Source organism: Candidatus Hydrogenedentota bacterium (genome assembly GCA_019695095.1).
In the GTDB taxonomy this organism is placed as follows: Bacteria; Hydrogenedentota; Hydrogenedentia; order Hydrogenedentales; family SLHB01; genus JAIBAQ01.
The window spans coordinates 1-17,049 of sequence record JAIBAQ010000133.1 but is presented as its reverse complement, the minus strand read 5'-3'; the positions used below and the strand labels follow the sequence as shown (position 1 = coordinate 17,049).

10 protein-coding genes are annotated in these 17,049 nt (G+C 58.2%); 6 read left to right on the top strand and 4 right to left on the bottom strand.

Going from position 1 to position 17,049, the window contains the following annotated elements:
• Positions 1 to 73 precede the first annotated feature (73 nt).
• The 5 genes from K1Y02_18605 to K1Y02_18585 all read left to right on the top strand — a co-directional run bounded on the left by K1Y02_18605 (position 74) and on the right by K1Y02_18585 (position 7,944).
• Entirely contained in the window at positions 74 to 1,522 is a 1,449-nt protein-coding gene (locus K1Y02_18605) for an IS1182 family transposase (GenBank protein MBX7258382.1), read from the top strand.
• Positions 1,523 to 2,402: 880 nt separating this feature from the next.
• On the top strand, positions 2,403 to 2,978 hold the full coding sequence (locus K1Y02_18600; GenBank protein ID MBX7258381.1) for a sigma-70 family RNA polymerase sigma factor: 576 nt from the start codon (positions 2,403 to 2,405) through the stop codon (positions 2,976 to 2,978).
• Positions 2,975 to 3,592, top strand: coding sequence for a hypothetical protein (locus K1Y02_18595; GenBank protein ID MBX7258380.1), 618 nt, complete (start codon positions 2,975 to 2,977; stop codon positions 3,590 to 3,592). Before K1Y02_18600 ends, K1Y02_18595 begins: the two co-directional genes overlap by 4 nt.
• Positions 3,593 to 3,678: 86 nt before the next feature.
• Complete coding sequence (locus K1Y02_18590; GenBank protein MBX7258379.1) at positions 3,679 to 4,725, top strand: hypothetical protein; 1,047 nt, start codon at positions 3,679 to 3,681, stop codon at positions 4,723 to 4,725.
• Between the two features lie 318 nt (positions 4,726 to 5,043).
• The gene (locus K1Y02_18585) at positions 5,044 to 7,944 is read left to right on the top strand and encodes a carboxypeptidase-like regulatory domain-containing protein (GenBank protein MBX7258378.1); all 2,901 of its coding nucleotides are present in this window, start codon (positions 5,044 to 5,046) and stop codon (positions 7,942 to 7,944) included.
• A 327-nt stretch (positions 7,945 to 8,271) separates the two neighbouring features.
• On the opposite strand, the gene K1Y02_18580 is transcribed toward K1Y02_18585, so the two are convergent.
• Entirely contained in the window at positions 8,272 to 11,682 is a 3,411-nt protein-coding gene (locus K1Y02_18580; protein MBX7258377.1) for a hypothetical protein, read from the bottom strand.
• A gap of 914 nt (positions 11,683 to 12,596) precedes the next feature.
• Here K1Y02_18580 and K1Y02_18575 point away from each other — a divergent pair.
• On the top strand, positions 12,597 to 13,817 hold the full coding sequence (locus K1Y02_18575; protein MBX7258376.1) for a response regulator: 1,221 nt from the start codon (positions 12,597 to 12,599) through the stop codon (positions 13,815 to 13,817).
• A 66-nt stretch (positions 13,818 to 13,883) separates the two neighbouring features.
• On the opposite strand, the gene K1Y02_18570 is transcribed toward K1Y02_18575, so the two are convergent.
• Genes K1Y02_18570 through K1Y02_18560 form a run of 3 tightly spaced genes read right to left on the bottom strand, consistent with a single transcriptional unit; the run spans position 13,884 to position 16,860 of the window.
• Positions 13,884 to 14,597, bottom strand: a complete 714-nt coding sequence (locus tag K1Y02_18570; GenBank protein MBX7258375.1) for an NAD-dependent deacylase — start codon at positions 14,595 to 14,597, stop codon at positions 13,884 to 13,886.
• Positions 14,590 to 15,828: an NADH:flavin oxidoreductase/NADH oxidase family protein gene (locus tag K1Y02_18565; GenBank protein MBX7258374.1), complete on the bottom strand. Its 1,239-nt coding sequence runs from the start codon at positions 15,826 to 15,828 to the stop codon at positions 14,590 to 14,592. Before K1Y02_18565 ends, K1Y02_18570 begins: the two co-directional genes overlap by 8 nt.
• A gap of 24 nt (positions 15,829 to 15,852) precedes the next feature.
• Complete coding sequence (locus tag K1Y02_18560) at positions 15,853 to 16,860, bottom strand: rhomboid family intramembrane serine protease (protein MBX7258373.1); 1,008 nt, start codon at positions 16,858 to 16,860, stop codon at positions 15,853 to 15,855.
• Positions 16,861 to 17,049: the final 189 nt, after the last annotated feature.

Sequence of the window (17,049 nt, the reverse complement as noted above, 5' to 3'; positions counted from 1 at the left end):
GAGGCTGTCTCACAATTTCCTTGACAGGTTCTTGGTTAGAAGCTATTAGAGTGGCGGCACAAGGAGGTTTTCGATGCGCCGCGAGATACGAGCCGATTACGAACAGAGTTACTTGCTCCCGCCGTCGTTGGAGGACTGGTTGAGCGAGGACCATCCGACGCGTTTTATCCGGGACTTTGTCGACTCACTGGATTTGCAGGCACATGGTTTTGTCGTGCGAGACCGTTCGGGAGAAGCGGGCCGTTCGAACTACGCGGCGGATTTGTTACTCAAGGTGTGGTTATATGGGTATTTGTCGCGTGTGCATTCCGTGCGAGCGTTGGAGCGGGCGTGCCGCGAACACATTTCATTGCTGTGGTTAACGGGCACGCACGCGCCGGACCACAACACGCTTTGGCGATTCCTCAGGGGCAATCGTACGGCTCTTAAAAGGCTGTTTGAGACAACGGTGCGCACGGCATTGCGGCTCAATCTGGTGGGAATGGTTTTGCATGCGGTAGACGGCACAAAAATGAAAGCATGGTGCAGCCGACGCGGCGTACTTGACCAAGAGCAGGTGGAGGCGTTGTTGACCGAGTTGGATGCGGCCGCAGAAGAATTTATGCGGCTCGCGCAGGAAGAGGCGCCGGACGATGATGGGCAATATGCGTTACCTGAAGAACTACAGGACGTGCAATCGCGCCGGGAACAGATCCGAGCGGTGTTGGAAGCGATGGAGCAGGACAAAGCGAACAGCGTGCAGCCACGCGAGCCCGAAGCCCGCTGGATGAAGACCGATGAGGGACTGAGGCTGGGATACAACGCGCAGGCTGTGGTTGATGGTCAAAGCGGAATTATCGTGGCCGAGGACGTAGTGAACGCTCCGACGGACCACGCGCAACTGACGCCGATGATAGAACAAGTGGCCAAGACCACGGGAGGATACGCAGCGGATACCATTGCTGATTCCGGATATCGCAGCGCGCAATCGATAGCGTACGCAGAAGAACGCGGATACGCAGTATTGGTGAATGGCAATCCACACACCAATCCCAGTGCGACCCAAGCGCCCTACCATATGCGCTGCTTTGCATACGAGAAAGAGCGCGATGTGTATCGGTGCCCTGAGGGCCAAATGTTGACATACATCGGCACACGCGCCAATCGACACGGACACTACGCCGTAAGAAGATACCGGTGCGCATCATGCCAGACGTGCAGCAAGAAGACTCTATGTACGAGCAGCCCCAAAGGCCGTACTGTGGAGCGAAGTCCTTACGTCGAAGCCGTTGCCCGCCACGACTCACGGCTAGAAACGACGGAGGGCCAGCGAACGCTCTCACGACGCAAGACCATCGTGGAACCCGTGTTCGCCCTGATAAAACACACGATGGGATTCAGGCGCTTCACGGCACACGGACTAGAAGCCGTACGGGCTCAATGGACCCTAATATGCATCGCAGCCAATCTCAAGCGGCTGATGACATCTATCCGACGACAACACCACACCCCGTACTTCCCAATACTGAAAATCACTACATAGCAGGCCCGAAACCCTGTACAAACTACACTGTCGACATAATTGTGAGACAGCCTCTCCGTGCCGGGCGGACTGGGTGCACCCTTATCAGAGCTTGACGGTTCAAGGGGGTGTCCCGGAAGTAAGATCTCTCACGCTGAGGCGCAGGGAGCGCACATTAGTCGCAGATTCTTGGGTCTGCGGAATTCAACCACCGATGAACACCGATGCACGCCGATTGTCAGAGAGCTTGGGTCTGGAGACCTTGCAACAACACTGGAGACCATTCGGTCGTGAGAAGTGGCTGGGTCAGGAGACCCCGCCACAACACAATCAGGAGACCCCGCCACAACACAGAAGTTGGTTTCCAATTCGGTTCATTTCCGTCTTTTCGAGACACGGGCTCGTCTGCAGTTCCCCGTGCTCCCCGTGGTTTGAAGTCATTCGAGCCTGATTAATCCTCTTATCGGCGTTCATCGGTGTTCATCCGTGGTTGAATCGATTTGGTTGCGGCTATACCGCACTAAGCATTCTATGCGTTCTTTCGCGGCAATGATCCGTCCTCATTTCCGTAGACTTCGCTGCGTGTGTTTTCCCTGCAACTCCATCCTGTCCACCCTGTTCATCCTTGTTACGTTCTCTTGACTTATCCGCTCGTCTCGGCCGCCAGTGCAATGAACTCGCTCTTAAATATAGGGGCATATCGGTGAGTTGGTTTTCCCCGACGCTTGGTATGCGAAACGTGAGGACCGAAACGCTGCACCCCCCCTTGAATCGTCAAAAAGACGGGGGGGGATCACCCCCATGGACGGGTTGGGCCAGATTGCGTTTCGTCGAATCCGCTCCAAGCGAGGTATAACAAGGCAGGAGGACCGGACAGAAGGTGGGTTTCGTGGAAGGACAGATGAGCGACCGTGACTTGATGCTCGCGTTTGCCGCGGACTGCGATGAACGTAAGTTTGTCGAACTTGTCCGGAGATGGGACGAGCGCCTCTTGCGTTTCTTGGCGCGGGCAGCAGGCGACGCGGAAGCCGCTAAGGACTTGCGCCAGGACGTGTTGGTGCGGGTCTATCAGTATGCCGCGACCTTCGACGGGCGCAGCGCATTCTCGACGTGGCTGTTTCGCATCGCCATCAATCGGCTCCATACCTGGCGTAGGAGCGGCCAGTTGCGACAGGAGCGTGGCTTTGAACTTGAAGCGAGCGTTCCTGGTAACGGCTCGGGCCGTGTTCGCGGCCCCGAGGAGGCGGCCCTGCACGATGAAGTCGAAACGGCTGTCCGGAAGGAGTTGGCGCTGCTGGATGCCAACGAACAGGAGTTGCTCTTGCTCCGGTTCCAGCAGGGACTCAGCTATCGGGAAATTGGAGAGATCGTGAACGCACCCGAAACCACCGTGAAATCACGCGTCTATTCGACGCTGCATCGGCTACGTGAACCGCTGGCCTGCCACCGCGAATCGATGAGGAGTCTTGAACGATGACCAACGAATATGAACCGCAGCGCGACAAGTGGCTCGCTTACGTGATGGGCGAATTGCCTGAAGCGGAGCGCGCCGACGTGGAAGCGGAACTGGCAAGGAATCCGGAAGATCTCGTGCGCATTCAACAGACTTTGGCGGCGGTGAATGGGTGGGCTAACGAGGTCAATGCGAACGAGCCGTCCGATGTCGCAGCGATTCTGTCGAAAGCGCGACAGGCTCACAACTCGAATAAGGAAAACGCGGTGACGCCGCTGTTTGCCGCTATTCCGAAATGGGTGTGGGCGGCGGCAGCCGTGGCCTTGCTGGTAATCGCGCTGGGGCAGGTGAGGTTCACTGTGACCATCGGTGGCGCAACGTTTGCCTGGGGCGAATCCGAAGGCACGGCTCATGAGCAGTCCGTGGCCGTGTTGGCCTCCGAACTAGAGAAGTTGACGACACTGCATGCCGCAACGGAACAGCAACTTGGAGTGTTGCGTGGTCAATATGACGCCCTCGCGCAGAACGTTCAGGGCACGGTCGAGGCACTGGCACATTGGCAACAGGTGGAGTCAGCAGTTCGGTACCGCGACGTGCAGCAGTTAATTCAACTCGCGGGTGGCCAACCGCAGTATTGATCGTCTCGGCCCGAGACGTCCGGGCCGCACATTCGCATCGAAATACCAACAAAGAAGATACCCTTATAAAAGGGAGGATGGTAAACATGAGATACCTTGATGTACGAAGACACTGGAGAGCGGGACTCGCCTTGACGGTGGCCGTGGCCGGTATTGCGATGCCGATCGCACGGGCGCAGCAAGCGGCGCCCAGCGATTCCAATCAAACGCCTTCGGGTCAAGCCGAGATCATGGCGCGCGTTTTGGAAGATAGTCTCGACGCTTCGGGGCTGGACGGCTGGCGCGGTCAAAGACCGGGTCTATCCCCGTTTGAACCGGCGGTTCGCGCGCAGTATGTCCCCACAGTCGGCGCAATCTTCACGGTTCAGGTTGGCTTTCCAATCAAGGAAGTACCCGTGAAAGAGAATCCGCCGACTGATCCAACTAAAGTCGATACTGATTTGTGGGAGATGCATACCAACGCTCGCACATCCTACGGCGGAGGAGGATTTGGCGGAGGAGTGGCGTCTGGCGCTGGCGACATGCCGGTCCCCCGTGCAGTAGCGGGCGGTGGCATGGGGGGCGTCGCTGTGTCCAGTACGAACGTGTTGGCGGGTCGTCTTGCGGCGATGAGGGAAAAGGAGAACGTTCTGATGAGTCGACGAGCCCTACCGCATATCTCGGCGCCTGCCGCGGCATTCGACAAAGCAGAGTTGGACACACTTCGTCGGACTATCGTGGAGACGCTGGCGAAATACGGCCATCGTATGGACAAGATCGCCGAAAGCGAACGACTCATTGTGGTCGTGGAAGCCCCTTCGGCGGCGTCTCCATTCTTCCAGTTAGGTGTTGGCGGTCGCTTGCAGCCCCCTGTGCCACCAGTTCCGCCAGTTCCACCGGTTGCACCGTTTTCTGAAGCGCAACCCCATCCCGGGGAGCCTCCAGTAAAAGAGGAACAAGAGACCGAAGAAGTGGTTGCAGGTGCCGTCACGATGAATCTCAGTCAGTCAACGACGGGTTCAACCTACACATTCATGGTATTCAACGATGTGGCGACTTGTGATCGGCTTATGCTGGCAATCCCGAAATCGAGTTTAGCGGCGGCGGTTGCGTATGACGCGGTTGCCGGACAGGTCGAGGAACACAGCTACTAAGTCCGCTCGCACGAATAGAATCGGTCCATTCCAAACGCCCATCTTGGCATAGCCAAGGTGGGCTGTCTTGTTGTACCTAAACTAAACAACTCCTTCTCATGGTTGATCTTCTGAGTTGCGATAAACCATTTCCATCCGTGCAGGGTCCAAAGGATGAGACTTGTGCCAGTCCAGACCCCTACCGATTGGACCCTCCGCCCTGGCAACGGACCGTTGCGACGGGACATGTCCGTAACCGGCAGTGTTATCGGGGCGTCTTATGGTTATTATGGAAGTGTATGGTCTGGCGGGACCAACAGAGAGGCAGGCTAGCGAACCATGAATGCAACAAAGACGATTGGCGTCGTGCTGGGGTTAGTGATCGCGTGCGCCATTGGCGCGGCGCTATACACACGACTGGGCGATAGGGCTCCTGTGGCGAGCCAAGGGCAAAGCCCCAAACCCGAAGAGGCGAAGCAGCCCGAGGCGAAGCCGGATCAAGCGGCCAAAGCAAGTGTGCAGCCGCCGGAGGCTTCATCGGCAGGCATTCAGCTCTATGGCGCAGTGATCGACGCGGTTTCGGGTGCGCCCATCGCAGACGCGGACATCTCTCTTCAGAAACGTGAAAGGCGTGGCGGAGACGATTCGGAGGAAAGCGCTCAGCCAACGCAAACCACGTCGGACGAAAAGGGTGCTTATACGCTGGACGTCCCGGAAGGTGAATTTCGCGGGGTGCTGTGCACTGCAAAAGGGTATTCGCGCTATGAGCAGCCGTTGGATACAAACACGAAGGGTCGGGTGCGTGTTGACTTTCAGTTGCAGCCCGGAGGCACCGTGTCGGGCAAAGTGACCGACGAGAATGATGGAACGCCCTTGGAAGGGATAATGGTGCGCGCGTTCAACTCGCAGCAGAACTTCATGGAAATGATGATGGACCGGGAACGCGGCGGGCGTGGGCTGCGCGCGCGCACGGAGGCAGACGGCACGTACGTGCTGGATGGTGTCCCTGTTGGTTCATTTCGCATCGTCGTGGGCGGCAGGCGCGTGGGATACATCGTGGGCCCGGACGATGAGCGGCAACTCGAGGTGGCGGCGGGTGGCGTGTATGAGCACGTCGATTTTGCCCTGAGCAAAGGCGCGAGTGTGTCGGGTCTCGTGTTGGATGGATCCGGCCAGCCCGTGAAAGATGCGCGGGTGGCAACCATACCGACGCAGTTCTTTCAGACGGCGATGCGCACCTTGAATACGATGAACGTGGACGCATTTGAGGGAATGGATGACAGGACGGATGAGCAGGGCCGGTTTGAGATTATCGGGCTTGAATACGATACCGAATACCGTGCGCGCGCCGATGCGGACGAATATGCTGGCGGAGCGAGCGATGCGTTTGTAGCGAAGAAGGGGGCGCCTGCGCCGGAAGTGACCGTGCGCTTAAGCAAAGGGAGCAGTGTGTCCGGTATCACGCGCTTCGCATCCGGAGACATCGCGCCAAACGAGCCCCTATTGCTGTTTCCCGTATCGAGAGAGGCTTGGAGCGGGTTTCAGCCGCCGAAGGAGGCGAAGTCGTCCGATAAGGGCGAGTTCACATTCAAGAACGTTAGCGCGGGCGAGTATTTGATTCGGCCGACGGGCCACGGAATGGCGATGGGCGCGGGTTTCCGTGATCGCACCACGCCGGTGACCGTGGAAGACGGCAAGGATTTGGGCAATCTGGAAGTCGTTGTGCAGACCGATTCGGATAAACCGGAAGGCACGGGCGTGATTTCCGGCACGGTCATTGCCGCCGACGGTAAGCCTGCGGGCGATATACGCGTGGAGGCAAGGGATCCCATGATGCCGATGTTCACCGGCGGTGCAACAACGGGAGCTGATGGGACGTTTACGATTCAGGCGCTGAATTCCCAATCGTATGACGTGTCTGTTGAAGACGAAAAGGGGATTGCGGATGTGAAAGGGGTCGCGGTTGGCTCGACGATCACACTGCAGCTCCAACCGCCCGCTCGAATCTCAGGTTCGGTTGTCACTGCGCAGGGCGATGCCGTGGCATCGTGTTCCGTGTCCCTGAAGAACCTCGCCGAAGATAACGATCAGAGTCCCCAGAACATCGCGTTGGCTGTGCGAGACCTCTTTGACGGGGGGCGCGGCGGAGCGAATACGGATGCCTATGGACATTTCGAGTTCACGAAGGTAAAACCGGGCCGTTACCTCGTCTCCGCAAAGAGTACTTCAAGCGGTACGGCCGAATCCGAGGAAATATCAATCAGTACCGGAGAAACTGTTGATACCGTGCGCCTCGTGCTTGACCCGGGCGTGTCGGTCAGCGGTGTTGTGGTCGGTCCGGGTGGTGAACCGCTTGCTGGCGCATCGGTACAGTTGACTCCATTGGGTACGAATCAGATGGCGGATATGATGTCGGCGATGATGCCCGCGGGCATGGTGAAGACGGCAGGCGCGACGATGACGGGACCCACAGGCGAATTCACCATGAGCCGTGTGCCCGCGGGGCAGTATAAACTCAGTGGCTCGCACAGTACCTTTGCGCGCACGTCTACGACCGTGACGGTGAACAAAGGTGTGGATGTGACAGGAGTGCGACTGGCGCTGCAAAAGCCTGGGAAGGCGCGTGGCACCTATGCCGTCAACGGAAAGCCCCAACCCAACGTGATGATCATGGCAATGGGACCGAACGGCGTACAGATGACTCAGACCAATGCTCAGGGCGAGTTCGACATCTCGGGCTTGTCCTCCGGGTCCTACATGGTGACTGCGTTTGACCCCGCGCAGTTTGCCGAGGCAAGCCAAAACGGCATGCAGTTTACTCCGCGCGTGATCGATGTTTCGGAAGGGCAAGTGGCTGAAGTCGACATGGGCGGCGGCGCGGATGTCGCCGCTGGAAGTGCGCCGGTGTCGGGAACAATCAGCGGCACAAATGGAACCACCGTCGTTGCATTGCGCCGGCCCGGCGGCCCGTCGATGGAGAACATCAATGTCTTGAACATCAGCGACATGATTGAGTCTCTGCGCTACTTGGAAGGACAGACCATTGTGAACGGCGACGGCACCTTTTCTCTGGATGGAGTAAAGCCCGGCGAATATGTGCTGGAAGTCTATTCGATGGACGCGAATATCGGCCGGCCCGGCATGCTGGGTATGATGAACAACATGCCCACTCCCGTGTACCGGGAAACCATCTCGGTGGGTGCGGAACACACGCCGGTGAACATTGATTTGACGCCCTAGGCCGGATGTCTTACGAACACATTGGGCTATCCCGCAACCTGTCTGTCTGCGAAACGTGCAGCGATAAGAGAGATCGTTCCCCAGGAACCGTGTGTGTACGCAGGACATCCTCGTGGCATAACCTCAACGTCTAGCACGTGGGCAATTTGCGCCGGTGCAAGTGAGTGCCGATGCAAACTACGGGCTTGGCGGGTGGAATTAGACTGGCCTGCCGGCGCTACAGGGTTGTCGTGAAAAGCGCACCGCACGAGCGTTCTGGATCCGCTCGTGCGGTGTACTGACGATCTCCGTTCTCGCAGGCCCGATTGGGCTGTCGTAAATCCAGTTTTAATTGAGCAAGTGGCTGTACCGGCGTACCGAATAGGCGCCCAGTCCACTCACAAGCAGGCAGATCCCCCAGAAACTCGTCGCAGGTAGTTGCTGCATGGGGTCAGTTGCGTCGATGTTGTAGTCACTTTCGACTTTGTTGGTGACGCCGTCACCGTCGAAGTCGTCTTCAGGGTGAACGTCCGCAAGCGTCTGGATCCAGTCGTTGTTCGGGTCGCTATCGGACTGAGCCGCCGTGATGATCTGCTGTTCCATGTTGTCCCAAAGTCCGTCGCCATCCTGGTCGCCCGCAGGACCGACGTTACCCGTACCGCCACCGGTCGTATCGCCACCGGTCGTATCGCCACCGGTCGTGTCGCCACCAGTCGTGTCGCCACCAGTCGTGTCGCCACCAGTCGTGTCGCCACCGGTCGTATCGCCACCGGTCGTATCGCCACCGGTCGTATCGCCACCGGTCGTATCGCCACCGGTCGTGCCGCCACCGGTCGTGTCGCCACCGGTCGTGTCGCCACCGGTCGTGCCGCCCGATTCAGTCGCAAGCGCTTCACCGGCAAGTACGACAGCCTGCGTGGGATTCTCGGAGTCCGTAGAGGTCACTTGGAACACAGCGGATTTGGAGCCTTCCGACTGAGGAGTGAACTGAACTTCGATCTCCGCGCTTTCGCCAGGGGCAAGGCTCAGATCCGACGTAAGGACCGGCGTCTTGAACTCATTGACGTCGCCGCTGACGAGAGACAAATCGGTGACTTCAATCGTGTCCGGCGTAGCTTCCGCGTTCGTGACGACGAGGCTTGCGCTGGCCAGTTCACCCTTCTTCGTGGAGGGGAAATCAACGGCAGACGCGCTTAGCGTGATGCCCGTAAGGTCGCTCCATGTGATGACGGTAAGCGAGTGAGCCGGGAGCGTCAGTGCATAAAGGTCGGCAAAATTGGAGATAGTCGAAGTGACAATCTTGACGTTCTCGGCATCTTCGTTTGTCGTATTCAGGCTGGCGGCATTCAATTCGTACCGGGTGGCCGTAGCATTCGGCTGAACGGGTGTGTCTACGGCAACTTGGTAGGAATCGGTAAGGCTGAGGTTGAACAGCACAAGCGAACGATTCAGCCCGTCACGGTACGCGAAAGCGTTGATCAGCGGATACGTGACGGAACTGGAAAGGCCGCTTGTGTGGTCTTCGGTGCGGGTGGGATTCACACCCGAAACGGTGGCCTGAACCAAGTCGCCTTGAATCGCTTTGTTGACCACTTCCATTCCAAGCCAGGTCGGGCGCTTGCGACCGGTAGCTTCGAGGTCGCGAAGAAGACCCCAAATCCGCACGTTGTTGCCACCGCCGACACCAAAGCTGAACTGGGCCATGGTGAACGCACATTGGGCCTTCACACCGAGGTCGTGCTGGTAACGAAGCATATACAGCGGAAGGGCGAGCGCGCCGCCAAAACCCGCGACGAACGGATTGCGGACTTCCATCGGCGATTCGCCGTAGGTCGTGTGAAAGTTTACTTCGTACACGCTGAGCTCGGCGTTGTTGCCGGATGCGCTCAGAATGTCTTTGGTCAGCTTCATGGAGCCGGTGGTAGTGTCTTCGAACGCGCGCGCAAAAAGCGGGTAGTAGATCTGCTCGTCATTGGCCCATGCGTCGAGTGCGCCAAAATACGGGGCCAACGCGACGGCGTTGTGGTTGGTGCTGCTGCTTTCGATTTCCTGCTGGCGGTCGGCCCAACCGGCTTGTCCGCCGATGGTGAGGTGAAGGACGTCCGCGTTGAAGTACGGCGTGCTCTTCATGATCGAGAATCGGTCGTTGGCTACGGCGCCCAAACGGTAACCGCCAAGATGCGAGGCGCCGAAGAAGGGATCGCTACCGGAGGCCGCGCCCCACAACTCGTTGCCGTATTCAAGGTAGATTGCCGGGAACACAGTCGTCCAAGGCTCGACCTGGCCGAGTGTGGCGCGCTTCAGCGCGTACAGGTTGCCCGATTCGATCGGCGCGCACAGGAACGCGGTCAAGTTCTTCCACTCTTGGGCGGTGAACGTCGGGGGGACAACGTACCAGGGCTTCGCGCCGATTTCGCGGCACAGTTCAAGGAACTCGGGAAGCGAGTAACCGAAAGTAGTTGCCGCACGATCATGAGGACGGTAACCGGTGGTCTTGCGCGCCCACGAATCCGAAAGCTCGTTGTCTAGGCTTGCGCCAAACTGGGTGCGCCAATCGCGAAGCACGCCAGGGCGGAGTTCCTTAAGCTTGTTAACAACGGTGTCCGTAAAGGACGTGGGATTTGTGTAGTCCGTGCAACCAAGGAATATGTCGTCCAGCCAAATCTCACCGCCCTCGGTCGGGATGTTGATCTTCAGGACAAGAATGGGGTGGTAGTCGCTGGCGGTGTACGGCCCAAGGCGGTCGGCATCTGGGGCAACGTTCACCGTGGCCGTGTACTTCTGCCACTCCGTCGTCAGGGTGAAGGTCTGGTCGATAAACGTGGCCTCACCTTCACGAATAAACTGCACGCGCATTTGATCGCCGTTGTTCTTGCCCTTGGCCCACACTTCAAATTTCCAGTTTCCTTTTACAAGGAGAAGCTTGGAGGCCGTGCCGTCGCTGTCGCGCCACTGAGAATCGAAATAGCCCGTAAACACGGGACCCCAGGGGTCGCCAGGATAGGCCGCGTGGTACGACTGTCTGCCCGACGAACCCGGACGGACGGTCGTCGTATCGATCTCGGGGCTGGCCTGCCAGGAGCCGTACGTCCCCGGGAATTGCTTGCGCGCGAACACAACGTCCCAGTGCTGCGGGGCAAGGCCGCTGCCGTCGAAGTACCAGGTGTAGCGGTCGGATTCGTGCGTGAAGTCCACCACTTTGCCGGTACGTCCCTTCGCCGGGCCATACACGATTTCAAAATCCGCGTCGGTCCAGAATCCTTCCGGCTGACCAATTCCCCACGGATCGTAGTTCCACGTGGTTTCCCAGAAGTCTTGCTGAACGCGGTTTGAAGTCGCGCCGTCCATCGGGTGGAAGACGGTGGCGTATTCACCAGCTTCGAAGCCCGGATTCTGAATGATGTTTTTCATTAACTGGCAAGCGCCCCAGTTTTCCAAACCGCCAAGATTGAGACCGAGGCGATCGACATTCGTCAGAACGGGGGTGTCGGTGACGGTCACGGTGGTTGCGGGAGGAGTGACTGCGGGAGGATTCGAACCCTTGGGAGGCTTCGTGGGCTTCTGACCTCTGGCCGCAACCTGCCAGGATTTCGTCGGAGTGCCGAGATCCTGGCCAATTGTCATTTCGTCAGCAGTTGCCGAGGTTGCCGAACCGGCGAGCTTCGTGCGGTCGGAAACATAGGCAAATGCCGCGACGCTTTGGAGGGCCATCGCTGTTACCATAATAAGATTGAGAGACTTCCGTGAGAGATTTGCCATTTCTAGCATTCCTTCGCAGTCAGTGACTCCGTGTCGTACTGCCTTCGAAGTCCGTCATCGCTTCTACATTCGCTCAATTTTTCCGAGCCGCTGCTTGGCGGCTATGCGGACTTAATGCAAGTATTGGGCCAGATATTTTTGCGGGGTTTGCGGGTTTGCCGATAAATGCAGGAGTGTGAAAAATGGAAGTAGTTGATTTGGAATTATCAATAAGAAATGAGGGCTAGTCCACTCGAAGCTGCCCACTACGGCGTGGACGTCACTTCTAATTGGGTAATTCCACTCGGCTGTTGTCAAGAGATAAGCACAAAGGGTGCCAACCTGTAACTGAAGCCAAATAACCTGAATTGCAGTGTTTTATGGAGCAATTGATCGCGAGGAGGCTAGGACTGCCATGCCTACGCGTGACGATTCATCTTGCTACCCTTCTTTCACGGAGTGGAGGTGAGCTTGGTTGAAAGAGTCGGCTGGAAGCCGGTACCTGGGGATAGGAAACGCGGAATCCTGTTCAGGAGCGAGAGTGAGACCTAAGATAATCTGTGTACAGTTTTGTACAGGTAGCCGAAAACCCGATGACAAATTTTGACACATTTATGCGGATAGGGCGCTTTTGACAAGGGGTGCCGGATTTTGGGCAGTCACTTTGTCAGGGTGCGGGTTTGTGAAGAATAGTGGACGAAGAGTCTGAAAAGTGACACGGTGACGTTGAGTTTTATGAGGATACTGAGGATACGGGGTATCGGAGAGAAGAATTATTATGCTTGCTCCTGGAGTCGCGTTATTACTATACTCCCCACTTGCAAGAATGGGGCGACTGAGTGATTTTGTGGTTTAATAGTAGGTAGTAGAATTCCGTACGTACGGGCGCGGTGCCGAGGACGGTTTTCGGGGTAGGGAGTCCTGTCGGAAGGCTTATGAGCGAACGGCAACAGAGTACATCGGAGCTTCGCCAGGCATTGGCAGACCTGCGAGACCGCATAACGGAACAGGAAGCGGATAGGGGCGCTTCGAGGCTCGAAGCCATTGCCATGATGGCTGGGGGCTTCACCCACGAGATCAACAACTTAATGGCGGGTGTGCTTGGCAATGTAGCCTTGCTCCGCACGCAACTTGAACCCACCCATCCCGGGCATTCGCGCCTTGACGCCATCGATGCAGCGGCGGAAAAGGCGGGCATGCTTTCGCGACGCATGATCGCGTTCGCGCAAGGCAAAGCGCGCGAGCCGGAACCCGTTAACCTCAACTCGATTGTCTACCACGTGTTGCTGGTGGAAGAGCAGCGGCTGGCACCCCGTATTCGGATTGTGCGCTACATCGACCCGGATTTGTGGCGGGTGTCCGCGGACCAGACGCAGATGGCACAGGTCGTGTTGAACCTTGCCGTGAACGCGGTGGAAGCGATTCGCGAGCAAGGACGCGTGGTAATCAGCACGCGCAATGTCGAACTCCGAGAGGATACGATTCCAAGCCGCTCCGAACTTCTGCCCGGACGCCATGTGATGCTGACTGTCGAAGACAACGGGTGCGGGATGAGTTCCGAGATGGTTGCGCGCGTGTTCGACGTGGACTATTCGACCAAGTCGCCGAAACGCGGGCTGGGGCTGGCAACGGTCCTCACCATTGTGCGGGCGAACAGCGGGCATGTGTCGATTACGAGCAAAGAGGGTGAAGGCACAGCGGTTCGCGTGTTCCTGCCAGCCATCGAGTCGGCATTCGAGTCGACGGCGAAACCCGTATCCGAACTCCCGAAGGGTGGCGAGACGATTCTCGTGGCCGACGACGAGCGTATGTTGCTCGACGTGATTGTCGAGACGTTGGGACGGTTGGGGTACCGCGTGCTCTCCGCAAACAATGGACAAGAAGCCATCGATATCGCGAAGCGGTACGAGGGCACGATTCATATGTGCCTGCTCGACATGGCCATGCCCGTAATGGGTGGCGCGGAAGCGTTCCCGCTGCTCAAGAAGGCGCGCCCCGACATGAAGATCATCATTTGCACCGGGTTCGAAGAAGAACTCGTGTCGCATACGTTGTTGGGCGCCGGCGTCAGTTCCGTGCTGTTGAAGCCGTTCCGCCCTGCGAGCCTTGCGCAGGAGATTCGAAAGGTCCTGGACCAAACCGCGGCGGCGAAGTAGTTCCCACAGGTGTCGCTAGGGTCATGTGCGGCAATGCGCCGCCACACCGTAGCGCGGGGGACTTGGTCAGGCGCTGTTCCAGAGTTGCGTCAAGAGCTCGGACGCTTTCCCTCTTAGCCGATGCTGGTATTGATGACTCGCCGCTGTGTCTTCAAGGTTGATCTCAACGGTAACCGCTCCCCGTTCGGAAGCAATTCGCGGCAGAGCCGCCGCCGGATACACGACACCGGATGTGCCCACGCTAACCAGGATATCGCACGCTTCAAGCGCGTGCGCCGCCGCTTCAAGATTCGCGGGATCGAGCGAGTCCTCGAACCACACAATGTCTGGGCGCCAGTACGCGCCGCACGTACACGTACGCGATTGCAGCGGCGTCTCGTCGTTGAACACCACGGCGCCTTCCCGAGAACAACGAATTCGCCATAGGCTGCCGTGTAGTTCGATGACAGATGAACACCCGGCGCGTTGGTGGAGGCCATCGATGTTTTGAGTAATGACCACGGTATCGGGTTTGGCCTTCTGGATGGCAGCGATGATCGCGTGTCCTGCGTTGGGTTCGCACGCGGCAACCCGCGCGCGGCGGATGTCGTGGAAGTCCCACACCTTCTCGGGGTCTGCGTCGAACGCGCGCTGGCACGCGTATTCCTCGTACCGGTACTGATTCCAGATGCCGCCCTGGCCGCGGTACGTGGGGATGCCGCTTTCTGCAGAGAGCCCCGCGCCGGTGAAGAAAACGATGCGGTTGAATTCGCGCAAGTTGATGCCGGAGTTCTTAGGCATGGGGAGCGGCCCGGTCGCGTTTGAATGGATTCCAGAGAAGATTGTCGCGGGCTCCCACCAAGAAGGTGGGGAGTTTGCCTCGGTTCGGATCGGGGGCAAGCCCGTCGGCCATGCGTTGCATCTGCTGGTTGAACCAGAAGCTTTGCATCATATCGTCCAGCAGCTTCACGCCGAGGCGAATCGTGATGGGGACGGCGCCGGTGGCTTCGCCGGACAGCAGCCGCCTTGGCAGGTCAGGTTCCACGGCGATAGGGCGTGCCAAGCCTACAACGTCAATGGCGCCTGAATCGATAGCGTCGCTCATGGCGGCGGCGGTACGGAATCCGCCCGTCAACATCAGAGGAAGCTTCACAAGCCTGCGCACTTTCTCCGCGTAGTCGAGGAAGAAGGCTTCGCGGCGGCGCGTACTCTCCGCGATGGCAACGAACGCGGGGTTCTCGTAATTGCCGCCGGAGATTTCGAGGAGGTCGATACCGGCGCTTTCGGCGGCTTGCACCACTTGCATAGACTCCTCTTCGGAGAATCCTCCGCGTTGAAAGTCGGCCGAGTTCAGTTTGAGTCCGATGGGATAACCGGGTCCGACGGTCTCTCGCACCGCCCGGATTACCTCCAGTAGAAAGCGCATGCGGTTTTCCAGCGAGCCGCCCCATTGGTCGGTGCGTTGGTTGGCAATGGGCGACAGGAACTGGCTAATCAAATAGCCGTGTGCGCCGTGTACTTGCACACCCGTGAATCCGGCCTCCTTAACAATGCCGGCAGTTCGCGCGTACCGTGCGATAGTGCCTTCGATCTCCGCTCCGGTCATTGCGCGCGGCTTGGCGATGATCGACTCCAATCCTTTGACGCGCACCTCGGAAGGGCCAATCGGATAGCGGGTAACCTTCTTGGGGCATTGACGGCCCGCGTGGCTGACCTGAACCCATGCGTGTGCGCCACTTTGGGTTGCGGCCTCAGCCCAACGTCGCAACAGATTCATGTCACGTTCATCTTCGACGACGACGTTTCGCGAATGCTCCAGGTAACGCCGGTCCACCATGACGTTGCCCGTGATAAGCAACCCCGCGCCGCTATCTGACCATCGCTGGTACAACCGCACAATACGCTCATTGGGGGCGTTGTCGTTGCCGGCCATTTGTTCGGTCATGGCGGCCTTGGCCAACCGGTTGGGCAGGACAACTCCGCAGGGGAGGGTCAAGGGCTTCGCCAGCACGTCTGGGGGAGCGGTGTTCACAGAAACGAATCTCCTTCAAACCCCTTACTCTAACGATCGGGGAGGTATACCGCCCGGTGTCCAATTAGAGATGATCGAATCGGTCATGTAGACCAAGGTCACAATCCACAGGCACAGCGAGATCGCCGCTGCGATGTTCCAAATGCGCGAGGCGGCCTTTGCGGTACGCGCATTGGGTTCTCGAATAATTCCGAGTGCCAGCCCGCCGATGAGACCGCCGACGTGCGCGGCGTTGTTGGCACCCATGAAATAGCCAAAGATGAGTGCATAAATGGCCCAGCGGACTAACACATCGCGATACGCTCTGGCCGCGCCGACCTGATCCCAGAAATAGGCAATGCCGAAACCGATCAGCCCGAACAGCCAGCCGGACGCGCCTGCGGTCATCATATCGTCGTTTTGCACAACACGGTGGTACCACGCAAAGGTGGCGGCGGTAGCCGTAATCTGAGTGACGGTAATCACGACCAACATCCGTGCCTTGCCAATGTGCGACTCAATGACGGGACCCGTTTGCAGCAGCGCCATCGTGTTGAAACCGATGTGAAGGATCCCGATATGACAGAGACCGAAACTCAGGTAACGCCAGAATTCCTTTTCCTTTAAGATCCACTCCACGCTCCACGCCCCGAAGACATACAAGGTGAATCCCTTGGGAGCCATTAAGAAGCTCGCGCCTTGCATGAGCAGACCCAATCCGAAGAAGAGCCACATCAGGAATAGGAACGCGCCGATGGTGACGGGCGAACCTTCCGGCGACAGGATTCCCAAGATTCGCATGATGCGGTAGGAAATCATGGACGGCATTCTTCCGCCGCACTTCGGGCAGGCGCGGGCTTCGCGATCGACCAACGCGCCGCAGTGCATGCATGTCTTGTGAGGCCAGCGCATCCAGCGGAGTTGGACGGGAACGGCCTTTTCAGGCGTGAAACCTTTCCATCGCTTTTCCCACTGGTACATCCGCCAGCGGATTCGCGTGGTGTTTACGCCGAGCTTGGCGAGAATCGCGAGTATTCGTGATTCCTCGGGCATGGTTTTGGGTTTGGCTCCTTATTGCCGGTGGTACACGAGCACCGAATTGTAGGCGTGCTCCGCTTCGTCGATATTGACCACGGCGAGTTGCCCTCGCTCGTAGAGATACTCCATGTGCGCACCTGCTTCCAACATGGCGAGCAACGCGTGATATTCCTTGCGTTCTCCGAACAGACCAAACGCGACTTC

Bases quoted from the DNA above. Each gene is read 5' to 3' on its own strand.
- K1Y02_18605 (MBX7258382.1), top strand. From the start codon at position 74: ATGCGCCGCGAGATACGAGCCGATTACGAACAGAGTTACTTGCTCCCG.
- K1Y02_18600 (MBX7258381.1), top strand. From the start codon at position 2,403: ATGAGCGACCGTGACTTGATGCTCGCGTTTGCCGCGGACTGCGATGAA.
- K1Y02_18595 (MBX7258380.1), top strand. From the start codon at position 2,975: ATGACCAACGAATATGAACCGCAGCGCGACAAGTGGCTCGCTTACGTG.
- K1Y02_18590 (MBX7258379.1), top strand. From the start codon at position 3,679: ATGAGATACCTTGATGTACGAAGACACTGGAGAGCGGGACTCGCCTTG.
- K1Y02_18585 (MBX7258378.1), top strand. From the start codon at position 5,044: ATGAATGCAACAAAGACGATTGGCGTCGTGCTGGGGTTAGTGATCGCG.
- K1Y02_18580 (MBX7258377.1), bottom strand. From the start codon at position 11,682: ATGGCAAATCTCTCACGGAAGTCTCTCAATCTTATTATGGTAACAGCG.
- K1Y02_18575 (MBX7258376.1), top strand. From the start codon at position 12,597: ATGAGCGAACGGCAACAGAGTACATCGGAGCTTCGCCAGGCATTGGCA.
- K1Y02_18570 (MBX7258375.1), bottom strand. From the start codon at position 14,597: ATGCCTAAGAACTCCGGCATCAACTTGCGCGAATTCAACCGCATCGTT.
- K1Y02_18560 (MBX7258373.1), bottom strand. From the start codon at position 16,860: ATGCCCGAGGAATCACGAATACTCGCGATTCTCGCCAAGCTCGGCGTA.